The sequence below is a fragment of the Peribacillus sp. NPDC101480 genome, assembly GCF_050277335.1.
Taxonomy (GTDB): Bacteria; Bacillota; Bacilli; order Bacillales; family DSM-1321; genus Peribacillus.
Genome location: NZ_JBNNSB010000001.1, coordinates 26,542 through 38,959 on the forward strand (window position 1 = coordinate 26,542; position 12,418 = coordinate 38,959).

The 12,418-nt window shown below is 40.0% G+C and carries 12 protein-coding genes and 1 riboswitch; of the genes, 9 read left to right on the forward strand and 3 right to left on the reverse strand.

Going from position 1 to position 12,418, the window contains the following annotated elements; all coding sequences use genetic code 11:
* Nucleotides 1-27: 27 nt before the first annotated feature.
* Together clpP and ACQKMF_RS00245 are read left to right on the forward strand one after the other, a co-directional pair.
* Nucleotides 28-612 carry an ATP-dependent Clp endopeptidase proteolytic subunit ClpP gene (gene clpP, locus ACQKMF_RS00240; RefSeq protein ID WP_402940012.1) on the forward strand — a complete coding sequence of 195 codons (585 nt, stop codon included), beginning with the start codon at nucleotides 28-30 and terminating at the stop codon, nucleotides 610-612.
* 429 nt (nucleotides 613-1,041) lie between these two features.
* Complete coding sequence (locus ACQKMF_RS00245) at nucleotides 1,042-1,629, forward strand: DUF6241 domain-containing protein (RefSeq protein ID WP_101223428.1); 588 nt, start codon at nucleotides 1,042-1,044, stop codon at nucleotides 1,627-1,629.
* 136 nt (nucleotides 1,630-1,765) lie between these two features.
* Here ACQKMF_RS00245 and ACQKMF_RS00250 read toward each other — a convergent pair whose 3' ends face one another.
* A complete protein-coding gene (locus ACQKMF_RS00250; protein WP_427571262.1) occupies nucleotides 1,766-2,659 on the reverse strand; it encodes a TauD/TfdA dioxygenase family protein in 894 nt (297 codons plus the stop codon).
* A gap of 30 nt (nucleotides 2,660-2,689) precedes the next feature.
* Nucleotides 2,690-3,679, reverse strand: a complete 990-nt coding sequence (locus ACQKMF_RS00255; RefSeq protein ID WP_427571264.1) for an ABC transporter substrate-binding protein — start codon at nucleotides 3,677-3,679, stop codon at nucleotides 2,690-2,692.
* A 384-nt stretch (nucleotides 3,680-4,063) separates the two neighbouring features.
* Between ACQKMF_RS00255 and ACQKMF_RS00260 the strand changes: the two genes are divergently transcribed.
* Nucleotides 4,064-4,831 carry an ABC transporter ATP-binding protein gene (locus tag ACQKMF_RS00260; protein WP_427571266.1) on the forward strand — a complete coding sequence of 256 codons (768 nt, stop codon included), beginning with the start codon at nucleotides 4,064-4,066 and terminating at the stop codon, nucleotides 4,829-4,831.
* A gap of 23 nt (nucleotides 4,832-4,854) precedes the next feature.
* Nucleotides 4,855-5,688 carry an ABC transporter permease gene (locus ACQKMF_RS00265; RefSeq protein WP_427571268.1) on the forward strand — a complete coding sequence of 278 codons (834 nt, stop codon included), beginning with the start codon at nucleotides 4,855-4,857 and terminating at the stop codon, nucleotides 5,686-5,688.
* Nucleotides 5,689-5,749: 61 nt separating this feature from the next.
* On the opposite strand, the gene ACQKMF_RS00270 is transcribed toward ACQKMF_RS00265, so the two are convergent.
* The gene (locus ACQKMF_RS00270; RefSeq protein WP_101223424.1) at nucleotides 5,750-6,976 is read right to left on the reverse strand and encodes a sensor histidine kinase; all 1,227 of its coding nucleotides are present in this window, start codon (nucleotides 6,974-6,976) and stop codon (nucleotides 5,750-5,752) included.
* Between the two features lie 453 nt (nucleotides 6,977-7,429).
* Here ACQKMF_RS00270 and ACQKMF_RS00275 point away from each other — a divergent pair, with 453 nt between their 5' ends.
* The 5 genes from ACQKMF_RS00275 to ACQKMF_RS00295 all read left to right on the forward strand — a co-directional run bounded on the left by ACQKMF_RS00275 (nucleotide 7,430) and on the right by ACQKMF_RS00295 (nucleotide 12,121).
* A complete protein-coding gene (locus tag ACQKMF_RS00275; RefSeq protein ID WP_427571270.1) occupies nucleotides 7,430-8,350 on the forward strand; it encodes a glycerophosphodiester phosphodiesterase in 921 nt (306 codons plus the stop codon).
* Between the two features lie 153 nt (nucleotides 8,351-8,503).
* Nucleotides 8,504-9,643 carry a zinc-dependent alcohol dehydrogenase gene (locus ACQKMF_RS00280; protein WP_427571272.1) on the forward strand — a complete coding sequence of 380 codons (1,140 nt, stop codon included), beginning with the start codon at nucleotides 8,504-8,506 and terminating at the stop codon, nucleotides 9,641-9,643.
* Between the two features lie 341 nt (nucleotides 9,644-9,984).
* Nucleotides 9,985-10,437, forward strand: a complete 453-nt coding sequence (locus tag ACQKMF_RS00285; RefSeq protein WP_101223421.1) for a hypothetical protein — start codon at nucleotides 9,985-9,987, stop codon at nucleotides 10,435-10,437.
* 226 nt (nucleotides 10,438-10,663) lie between these two features.
* The gene (locus ACQKMF_RS00290) at nucleotides 10,664-11,197 is read left to right on the forward strand and encodes a histidine phosphatase family protein (RefSeq protein WP_101223420.1); all 534 of its coding nucleotides are present in this window, start codon (nucleotides 10,664-10,666) and stop codon (nucleotides 11,195-11,197) included.
* 135 nt (nucleotides 11,198-11,332) lie between these two features.
* Nucleotides 11,333-12,121, forward strand: a complete 789-nt coding sequence (locus tag ACQKMF_RS00295; RefSeq protein WP_402939993.1) for an HAD family hydrolase — start codon at nucleotides 11,333-11,335, stop codon at nucleotides 12,119-12,121.
* 115 nt (nucleotides 12,122-12,236) lie between these two features.
* A riboswitch (TPP riboswitch) is annotated at nucleotides 12,237-12,351 on the forward strand.
* Nucleotides 12,352-12,418 lie beyond the last annotated feature (67 nt).

The window sequence follows — 12,418 nt, forward strand, 5'->3', positions numbered from 1 at the left end:
ATTATATTGTTAGGAGGAAGAAGAGATATGACCACCATTCCATATGTAATTGAGCAATCAAGCAAGGGTGAGCGCTCGTACGATATTTATTCCAGACTTCTAAAAGACCGTATCATCATGATTGGGGAAGAGATCACCGATCATTTAGCCAATAGCGTGGTTGCCCAATTGTTATTCTTGGCAGCGGATGCACCTGATAAAGAAATTACCATCTTCATAAACAGTCCAGGGGGATCGACCAGTGCCGGTTTCGCCATTTATGATACGATGCAATATATTAAGCCTGATGTCCGGACTGTATGTACGGGGATGGCTGCATCATTCGGTGCCATGCTTTTATTGGCGGGTACGAAAGGGAAAAGGTGCGCTTTGCCAAATAGTGAAATCATGCTTCATCAACCGCTTGGTGGGGCGAGGGGGCAAGCCACGGAGATTGAAATTTCTGCCCGAAGGATTTTAAAGCTAAAGGATCATATCAATCAAATCATCTCGGAAAGGACCGGTCAGCCTATCGAAAAGGTGGCGAGGGACACAGATCGTGATTATTTCTTAAGCGCAAATGAGGCGAAGGATTACGGTATAATCGATGAAATAATCGTTCAGGCTAATTAATCCTGATAAAACGCCATCAGTAAGCCCAAAAATTTGCTGGACGAAAACGAAAGGAAACTGCCGATTGCATATCGGCAGTTTCTTTTTACCCTCTTACATTAATCCATATATTTATCCACAAACCCCATACCTTGTTCCCATACTATTCCGGATCCACTACCTCAGCTTCACAATGCCCGGCACCCGGTATTATCAATTTTTCTTTGTCTACTTTTGCTGCATTAAATATGTCATCCAGCATGGAATAAGTGACGAATGAATCTTCTTGAAAAAATAGAAAGGTACCTTGGAGAAATATCGATATCTGAAACTACTGTAATTCTTCTTGAAGGGATGAGAAGGTTGGATGTCTACCTTTTCTGGATAGTACATCCATTTAATATGTTAAAATAAATATTATCTGACATTATCAATCTTGGAGGAAGTTTTATGAAGAAAACGCAAAAGGTTTTACTTGTTAGTGGAATCTCTGCTGTTGCATTATTCGGGGTGGGGGCTGCTTCCTTTAAAATCATGGAGAACTCCAATGAGTACGAAAAAGCTCAACTGGTAATTGAAGCCAGGGAAGCCAAAGAACAAATTGAAAGAGAAAGAGAAGATGAAAAAATCGAAGCCCAAAGGGAAGCAAAAGCGAAAGCTGCGGAACTTGAGGCCAAAACTGCGATATATGATGGGATCGAATTTGAAACAGGACTTGATGAAGGCTCAACCGAAATGGAAGTCATGGACGTCATGCATAAAATGACTCATCAAAAGGTTCGCTCGCAAGATAAATGGGGAGCTATACCGATGTCCCCTAAGATTATAGAAGAAGTTTATAAAATAGTGGATTCAAGTGATTTTCAGCATAGAGATAGATTGCTGGCCATCGCTGCCCGGTGGCGAGACTTTGATTTTAGCACGATCGTTCAGGACCATAACTTCTTTTGGGAAGACAAAGAAGGCACCGTTGGAAAAGCCCATGGAACATTAAGTCGGGCAGAAGAGGTTGAATTCATTGAAGTTAATTTTAAATGAGGGGATAGAAAGTACTGAAAATGCCAAAGGGCGAGTGGAAAGACCTGTTCAAAAAGAAAATACTCAAACCTCCTGCACTAAGGCCAGTTCCTCAGGAGGTTTGAGTATTTTCGAACCTTTCAATCGATACAGGGGTTTATTTTTTAATAATTAGTTTGCTTGACTCGTTCTCCTTGTTTACGGGAACGTCTTTACCTACAGTGACCCTGCGAACGACGCGATGCTGTTCCCCGTAATCGGCAATAGCATAATGCTGCGTGGCCAGGTTATCCCAAATGACCACGTCCCCTTCACTCCATTGCCAACGGACGGTATTTTCTAAGCGCGTGACGTATGAATCGAAGATACTTAATAATCTTTCAGATTCACTTGTTGTATATCCTTCCACTCTTCCAGCAAAGCCACCTAATAACAAATGCTTTTTTCCTGTTTCTGCGTGCACGTGAACGACTGGATGCCTTGTTTTATAAATGGTGGATTCGAATATATCACGATATTTCTTTTTAACCTCATCATCAATGTTTTCGGCTGGTTTGAATTGTGCATAATCATATTCATTTGTATGGATTGCCCATAGTCCGTCAGCTAATTTCTTCAATCCATCCGGCAGGTCCTCATATGCTTTATTGGTATTTGCCCAGACTGTATCGCCGCCAACATCAGGGATGGTTACACCTCTTAAAACAGAGTATTTGGGAACTTCTGGAACAAAAGTGACATCAGTATGCCAATGGTTTGCTTTAGCACCCCGTTCGGAATCAAGTTCGAAAATATAGTTAGTATTGTCTTTGACCGGTACTGTAGGATGTGCATAAGGCTCACCCAATAGTTTGGCAAATGCTTCTTGGCTGGCATCGTCCAAATGGTTTTGACCTTTGAAGAATACGACTTTATGATCATTTAACGCTTGTTTGATTTCACTGAAAATAGCTAAGTCCAAGTCTCCGCTTAATTGGACTCCTTGAATTTCCGCTCCAATCCTTCCTGCTACCGGTACCACTTTTAATTGTTGTATTTTAGTTTCCGTCATAATCAATCTCCTCCTGTAAAGTATGTTTTTTTATTTTTTAAAGGCTTCATCAATGTATTCATTGTGGATCTGATTTTTAAAATCAAATGATTTCTTGATATAACCCACACCAGCTAAAGTATCGATGGATTCTTGTTGTGCTTTGATGGCATCTTCGGTAAAGAAGATATTTGGTTCTTCGGCCGTTATTATTGTCTTGACCGTACCCACAGGCAATTTAGTTTCTTTGGAATAAATTTCAGATGCTTCATCTGGATTTTCAATTTGCCAGTCGGCAGCTTTTTTATAAACCTTTAAATATGCTTCTACAATTTCAGGATGCTCTTCGGCAAAGCCTTTACGTGCAATGATAGCTCCAGGTGCTAATATTTTTCCTTTTACTTTAAGCGCGACAGCATTCCCTTTTTCAATATTATTAAGGTAATAAGGGTTCCATATCGCCCAGGCGTCCAATTGTTTGGTTTCAAAAGCTGCTTGAGCATCATCCGGTTGTAAATTGATCAGTTTAATGTCATCAGTCGTTAAGCCATGGGCTTTCAATGCCTTGATTAAATACACATGACCCGTTGTCCCCGAGGCAACACCGACCGTTTTTCCTTTTAAGTCTTCAATCTTCTTTATGTTACCTTCTGCTTGAGCCAGGATCCGGACAGATGACTCACCCCGTCCTGTTTGTGCAATCACTTCGAATGGCAGATTCTTATCAATGCCGGCAATCAGTGCACCATCCCCTAAAAAAGACAGGTCAACCCGATTGGAAGCAAGGGATTCCAAAAGCGGGGGACCACTCGAGAATTCACTCCACTCGATTTGGGCATCCAGTTTAGAAAACTCTTCGTTGAACAATCTCTTTTCCTTTGCAATGACCAATGGTCCCATCTTGCCATTTAAGGCAATATGAACTTTCAGTGGATCACTTTTCCCGGAAGCTTTGCCGGCATCGGAATTACAGCCTGCCAATACAGCGATGCTAATGATGGCAAGTAGTAATGCGGTTAATTTGTTACGATATTCCTTCATGAATTCCCTCCTTCTCTAATACACTTACCACATCTGGATAGTCTGATTAATGACAAAAAAGAGATTCAACGAAGAGTATGCCGGGGTTACTCTTCATTGAATCTCCGGTAGTCCAGTTGATTCACATGACCTTTATTTAATTGGCTCCTGTGTGAAGCGGATTTGTGTATGAATGCATCTTAACAGCTGTTAGAATTATCTGTCAATTACTTTTTCACTATTAATCCGATAAAATAAATTGGTATTAGGTGTTGATTATAAATAATCGATAAGTTAATATAAAATGAAATATTGAATCGACTAGTTAACTAGAGATTCAGCAAAGGGACAATATGTGCCTTATTGCTGGATCTCTATTTTTTTATTTGAGAAAGGGTGAGGGTATTGGTTGCGACGTTAGAAATTAATCAAGTAAGCAAAACATTTAAGAATGAGAATGAAAGTGTCCATGTTTTGGATAATTTAAATCTGACCGTCAACAATGGTGAATTCGTCACCATCATTGGTCCGAGCGGCTGCGGGAAAAGCACATTATTAAAGTTGATCGCAGGACTTGATTCAGACTTTGACGGAGCAATCATGGCAGGTGATCATCCGGTTAGCGGCCCTTCTAAAGACCGTGGTTTCATTTTTCAGGAGCATCGCTTATTTCCATGGCTAAACGTGGAGAAGAATATTGCAGGTAACCTTCCATTAAAGAAACCGGACATTCGAAAAAGGGTGGATGATTTGATTTCACTTGTTAAACTAAAAGGATTTGAAACGGCGTATCCACGCCAATTATCCGGTGGAATGTCACAGCGTGTTGCCATTGCCAGGGCTTTATTACGTAATCCGGAAGTATTATTACTGGATGAGCCATTCGGGGCGTTGGATGCATTCACGCGAACGCATCTTCAAGAGGCTTTACTAGAAATATGGGAGAGGAATAAGACAACGATGGTGCTTGTCACCCATGATATAGATGAATCCATCTTTTTATCGAGGAAAGTGGTCGTCATGGATGCAAAGCCTGGACGGATTAAAGCTATCGTTCCAATTGATTTGCCATATCCAAGAACTCGAACAAGCAAAGCGTTTCAGGAATTCAGGTCCGTCATATTAACCCAACTTGATCATCATCAAGTAGAAGTGGAAGATTGGAGCATTTAATTAAATTTTTGAAAAAAGGAAGGATGAAAATTATGTCTACACAGACCGTTGCTCAAAACAAGCCGCTTGTCATTAGGGAAACGACAAAACAATCCAAACTCGCCAAATCGGCATTGCGGGGTTCGGTCCTTCCCGTTGTCGTGTTGATTGCATGGCAAACATTAGGATCGGTTGGCATCCTGCCTGCCCAATTATTCTCATCACCTTTATTGATCGTCACGACTTTCATTGATCTCGTTCAGTCGGGGGAAATGGGCATGCATTTACAAATCAGTTTAACGCGGGCTATTCTAGGCTTTGCATTAGGTGGTTTTTTAGGATTATTGTTTGGAGTCATCGTTGGCATGCAAAAAAAATCCGAGGAATATTTAAACCCGAGCATTCAAATGTTACGAACGGTCCCTTTACTTGCTATTACCCCTTTATTTATTATGTGGTTCGGATTTGGTGAACTATCCAAAGTGCTGCTTATCGCTTTAGGTGCTTTTTTTCCTTTATATTTACAAACTTTTTTGGGACTTCGGAATGTGGATAAAAAACTGTACGATGTTGCCCTAATATTGGAGTTTAGCCGACGGGAACAAATAACGAAGCTCATGATTCCTGCAGCTTTGCCAAACATATTACTTGGTATCCGTTTAGCCTTAAGTGCGGCTTGGATGTGCCTGGTCGTGGCTGAATTGCTGGGTGCGGATAGAGGAGTGGGCTTCATGATCCAGGATGCCCGTTCATTCATGCAAACGGACGTCGTATTCGTAGGCATCATCATTTTTGCCCTCGCTGGTAAAATCTCAGACTCGTTTGTCCGCTTTTTAGAAAATCATTTGCTGAAATGGCAAGATAGTTTTAAAGCCTAATTGAAAAAGGATGACCGCCCGGTGATGGGTGGTCATCCTTTTTCTTATTAGGGATATATATTTAATCTATTTTTTTATATAAGGGCAAATAAATGGTGAACGATGTTCCTCTGTTCACTTCGCTCTGTACCACGATTTTCCCTTTGTATTTTTGAACGATGGAATAACAAACGGTCAGGCCGATACCGGTTCCCCTATCTTTAAGTGAATAAAATGGGGTACCTAGAATTTCAAGCTGTTCTTTTGAGAGACCTATTCCTGTATCCGTTATTCGTATTTTTGCCATAGTGCGTTCCTGCTCTGTTTCCACCTTGATGAATCCAGGTTTGTTCATTGACTCAATTCCATTTTTCATGATATTGACCAGTATCTGTTTAAGTTCGATGGGATTCATGTTAATGTGCAGGTCGTCACGGAAGTCCAGGAGAAAGCCTATGTTACGATTATTGGCGAAACTGGTTAATAAATCGGAAATCTTTTGGATTTCATAATTTAAAGGTATGACCTGTACATTATCCGTATGCGGTTTTGCCAAAGACAAATAGTCATTGATTATCACTTGTGTATATTCAAGTTCCGTAAGCATGGTCTGTACATAAAATTTTTCCGTTTCATTCAGTTCCTTCTCTTGATCTAATAACTGGGCAAACCCTTTAACGACTGTAATCGGATTACGTATCTCATGTGCAATGGTGGCAGCTAGCTGTCCGACTGAGTTCAATTGTTTGGCCTGCTGTATTTCCTTGTGGAATGCATTAGTGGATTCCATCCTATTATTGGTGCCTATGAACACGAATACCAATATGATTTGAATGGCGATGAAATTAAGCGTGTTGCCGAAACTATCCAAAGCGACATATTCATAAGTGTATTGAAGATCCGTTTTTGAAATGATCATGATGGAAGCGGGACCTAATATGATATTTAAAGTGGCCACAACATAAAACCCGATTTTATCAAAGAGAAAAATGGGAAACAAGGGTGCTATAGCAAATAAAGAAAGCATGATTGCTGTATCTGGAAATATCAAAAATTTGCTATATAAATAAACAGTAATTAAGAAAATGAATAGGGTCTTATAAAAATTGACTTCTGTTTTTAAGAAAAATAACAGAGAAATTATCATCCCCGATATTAAAATGACCTGTAATGTCATCTCGTAGGGATTATCTTTCCAACTTATAGGTGATACAGAAATCCCAACTAATAGTAAAAAGGATATCATTGCCATGAATGCTTTCAGTATAAATCGGTGTTTGTTTTGATAATATTGATAATTTTTTAACATAATTCCCCTTAGGATTAATATTCTGTTTGTTTAATAGTAATATGATACTAGTTTTTTGTAAATCAGAAAAAGATAGATTTTGTATTGATAGTCTTTGTATCTATATTTTAGAAAAGACCATACTCCAGGCATGGGTCGGGTGGAATTCAGTACCTGAAGGTCAGGGCAAGGAGTTAAGGGGCAATTCTGTACAGGTCCTCTTGGTATGTCAACATTGGAATATCTGATCTAATATCTGGAATTTATCGGCTTTGAGTTTGATTTAATATGGGTCTGGAAGGCTTAAAGTGTCAATGAAACGGTTAATCAGGTAGAAAAAACTACATGAATGCCTTGTATTTGATAGGTTATTTTAACCATTTTAGATAATATATTATTTCTTTACATTATATTTGCTGTAAGTTCACAATCCCCTTCTAAAATGATGGTAATAGTAGGAGGGAGAGAGGGAAAATGAAAACGAATATAAAGAAATTCAGTTTTTGTATGATGAGTGCGGCTTTTATATGGCAGGCTACTTCCATCGGGACCCTAGCTGCAAATGGAAATCATACCAATTCATCTATTTATGAGAAGAAAATCGTGAATATTGCACATCGGGGAGCTTCTGGTTATGCACCTGAACATACCATTCCAGCTTATCAAATGGGAGAACAAATGAAAGGCGACTACATAGAAATCGATCTTCAAATGACCAAGGATGGTAGATTGATAGCAATGCATGATGAAAAGGTGGATCGTACAACGAATGGTACTGGTCTGGTGAAGGATTTAACGCTGACAGAAATCAAGAAACTGGATGCCGGTACATGGTTCAATGAAAAATATCCGCAATTGGCAAAAGAGGTATATGAAGGGTTAACGGTTCCCACTCTTGAAGAAGTCTTTAAGAAGTTCGGAAAGCAGGCCAATTACTATATCGAAACAAAGTCTCCTGAAGTATATCCGGGAATGGAAGAAGAACTTCTGCAGGTTCTGGAAGAATATAAAATGGTGGATTCAAAAGGCCGAACCAAGAATGTATTAATTCAATCGTTCAGTAAAGAAAGCCTTATGAAGGTTCATGACATGAATCCAAAGTTACCTCTTGTGCAACTTTTTTCTTATAAGAACCCAGCAACCATTTCCGATGAAGAATTGGAGTCCATTAAGGAATATGCAATTGGCGTTGGGCCGAACTTCAATAAGGTGGACGGACAATATGTGAAGATGGTTCGCGACCATGACCTCCAATTCCATCCATATACAGTAAATGAAAGAGCGGATATGAAAAAGGCTCTTGAATGGGGTGCAACGGGGCTGTTTACGAATTATCCCGATGTATTCAACGAGGTACTAAGTGAGTATAAGCACAATAATAATGTTCCTAAATAATGGTTTCATAGGTGAGTCCCGGTTTCCGGGGCTTTTTTTGTCATCCTGGTGCAGCATGATGAAGAGATTCTTGGGAAATTAGATGTTCATAGGCTTAGTAGCCTTTTTTGACGGGTATATCAAATGTATAAAGAATATTTTAGGAGGTTGAATATGAAGGCTGTAACTTTTCAAGGAGCAAAAGATATACAGGTAAAACAAGTTGAAAATCCGAAACTTCAGCAAAAGGATGATATCATCGTCCGAGTGACTTCAACGGCTATTTGCGGGTCCGACCTCCATATATATCAGGGTGCTTTGCCGACGCATAAAGATTATGTCATTGGCCATGAACCGATGGGCATCGTCGAAGAAGTGGGTCCGGAAGTAACAAAGGTGAAAAAAGGGGACAGGGTTGTCCTGCCTTTCAACATTTCTTGTGGGCACTGTTATTACTGTGAACATGATATGGAGAGTCAATGTGATAATTCCAACCCCAATGAAGCGGTGGATACAAGCGGGTACTTTGGTTTTACGGAACGATATGGGAACTATCCAGGCGGGCAGGCAGAATATTTAAGGGTCCCATATGGAAACTTCATGCCGTTTGTCATCCCAGAGTCATGTGAACTTGAAGATGAAGCGCTTTTGTTCATGTCCGATGTGCTGCCAACCGCATATTGGAGTGTAGAGAACGCTGGCGTCAAGAAAGATGATACGGTAGTGGTATTGGGCTGTGGGCCGATTGGGTTGATGGCTCAGAAGTTCGCTTGGATGAAAGGAGCAAAAAGGGTCATTGCCATCGACAATCTTCCTTATAGACTCAATAAGGCTAAACAGATGAATAAGGTTGAGGCGTATAACTTCGATGAATATAACGATATGGGCAGCTACATTAAGGAAATCACTTCTGGCGGGGCAGATGTGGTCATAGATTGTGTAGGAATGGACGGCAAGAAATCAACGATAGAAGCGATTGAGCAAAAGCTGAAACTTCAGGGTGGAACGTTAAGTGCGATCGAGATTGCACTTAACGCCGTACGTAAATTCGGCACGATCCAACTGACTGGCGTATACGGATCCAAATATAATATGTTCCCATTAGGCAATTTATTTGAGCGGAACATTAATCTTAAAATGGGACAAGCACCGGTCATTCACTACATGCCCAAGCTTTTTGATAAGATCACGGCTGGAGAGTTCGACCCCACGGAAATCATATCCCATAAAGTCCCTCTAGAAAAAGCGAGTGAGGCTTATCAAATCTTTAACGATCACGAGGATGAATGTATTAAGGTGGTGCTAAAGCCATAATGTGAAGCTTATAAAAAGTCCAATGTCCTGAGCGGCATTGGACTTTTTAGTTGAGTTCATAAATCGATCAAAATTAATGGTGTATTATCGATAAACGTATAAATGAGGTATGAAATATGAATTTATAATTATGCCCGTGAACTGAGAAAATCAGGATTCGTGGCTTTCGTATCAGGGAAATCCTCGAAATATGACGATTGACCCTTCAGTGATGAAGGAGCGTATGAATTGAAAAAGAGTCGCTATAAAAATAAGATGCAAGTGAACTTGAATAAGGGTTTTTGGTAATGAAATGTACTATTTTTATTATATAATGATAGTGTCAAAAGGAGGACGTACAGATGGTATATAATTCGGCAACAGAACTTTGTGAAGGGTTTGGGTATCCGCCTGTTCATGTTAAATTGACGATAGAGATCGTCGATAAGAGATTGGGACCTGTAAAGGCGGAAGCAGAGATTGCCATCAAGCCTGTTAAGTCAAAGGAATATCTGGAAGTATTGGTGGAGGAATTGGAATCGGATCATATCTTTGCTGATGAAAATGGCAGTATCTATGGCAGCTTCGGCATCGATCAAAGCATCCAGATATATGATGAAGTCCTGACTACCATTCCGTTCGATGAGTTGATCGGAAATGAAAATTGGAAAGAGACAGTTGAGGAATCCATCACTGTAGAGAAGCTTAGGGAACAACTGGGGAAATCTCTCAATGATTATCAATTCAGTGATTTGAGCGGGAAATATAAATTCAGGAAAAGATGTACGATAACAGAACTACAATTCATAGATTAAACGATAAATGGAGAAGGCGAGATGCTTTCTCTTTTTTCGATGCTATCATAATTAAACGCTGGATCTTTAAAAACTTTTAAATATATACACAGTGTCAAGGAGAGTTCAGTAAGGTTTTAATGGTTTTAACATACTTTTTTTTATAGTTTTACATAGGGTAATATATTGATAAGGGCTGTTTACAAGAAAAAGAAACGTATATTTTAAAAGATAAAAAGGAGAAGATATGAAAATTGGTTTGGTACGGCATTTTAAGGTGGCACATGAATTTCCTACTGGGAGATCAGTGACGGCGGATGATATGAAGCAATGGTTTAAGGACTATGATGCAGCGGATATTATTTATGGAACGACTTTATTTGGCGCGGAGGAATGGGAGGAGTGTTATTGCAGTGATATGTCGAGAGCTGTCAAGACAGCGGAACATATCTATCCAGGTCCGGTTCACCGGATGGAGGAGCTGCGGGAAATACCTTCCCCGCCTCTTAAAGGAAGGGTAAAGCTGCCATTCATCCTTTGGGCTATCTGGATTCGCTGCTGCTCGGTGTTAAACAAGCAGACAAGGGCGGAAATTAAGATCGCAGAGCGAAGGATCAATAAAGTATTGGATGAAGTCTTTGCAAAGGGGGAAAGGGATGTTTTGATCGTGAGTCATGCCGCCCTCATGGTATATATGAGGAAAGAGCTGATCCGACGGGGGTTCACCGGTCCCAAATTCAAGATTGCCAGTAATGGAAAGCTGTATGTATTTGAAAGATGATAAGTGGATAAGAGTTTCCCACTAGAAAAGGTAAGTCATTTTCCGAATAGTTATTCTTTTTTTATTGGTTGTGGTTTATTATTGTAATAGTGTAATTTTTACGAATTCAATAATAGGGAAAGAGGGGTGGACATTTTGCTGAAGGCAGTTTTTTTTGATTTAGATGATACATTACTATGGGATCAGAAAAGTGTAAAAGAGGCTTTTGTGGCCACATGTGAAGTGGCCAAGGAGAAATATGATCTGAATGTCGAGGATTTTGAAGAAGCTGTGCGAAAGGAAGCGCGTGAGCTTTATTCTTCTTACGATACATATGCATTCACCCAAATGATCGGAATCAACCCATTTGAGGGGCTATGGGGAAATTTTCAGGATGATCATGATGAATTCAGGAAGATGGCCGGGATTGCACCGGCTTATCGGAAAGAAGCGTGGACGAGAGGGTTATTGGCATTAGGGATCGATGACCCGGAATTTGGACTTGAACTGGCAGAACGTTTCCCTGCGGAGAGACGCAAAAAGCCATTTATCTATGAAGAAACATTCCGTGTTCTGGATGAATTAAAAGGGAAGTATAAGTTGCTATTGCTTACGAACGGATCTCCTGAGCTGCAAAATACGAAACTTGAAATTACGCCTGAACTGGTTCCTTATTTCGACCAAATCGTGATTTCAGGCGCATTTGGAAGAGGTAAACCGGATGCCTCCATTTTTGAGCATGCTTTGGGGATCATGGAGCTTGATAAGGATGAAGTATTGATGGTCGGCGATAATTTAATGACGGATATCCTTGGAGCATCACGGGTAGGCATAAAGTCGGTTTGGATAAATCGCCATGATAAGGAACGGAATGAAGTGATTCCAACCTATGAAATCAAGCATTTAGAGGAGCTTTACCCTATCCTTGAGAGCCTTGGAAATTAATTAACGGCTCTTCTTCAAATAATAAATTTTGATAGTTGTAATGAAAATATTAGGTCTTTCAAATTATTTACAGAATGAAAAGGGTGAGATATAGTTACCCTGTAATCAATTAAATTATTCAGACTAGGGGTGTCCAATAAAAGTTGGGCTGAGAGAGAAGCGCTTAAGCTTCTTAACCCTCAGGACCTGATCTGGTTCATACCAGCGTGGGGAAGTTAGAATCTACTAAACAATGACATTTCAATTGGTCATTTCTGTAGCCATACTAACGTTAGCCAGGTCTTAAATATGAGATCT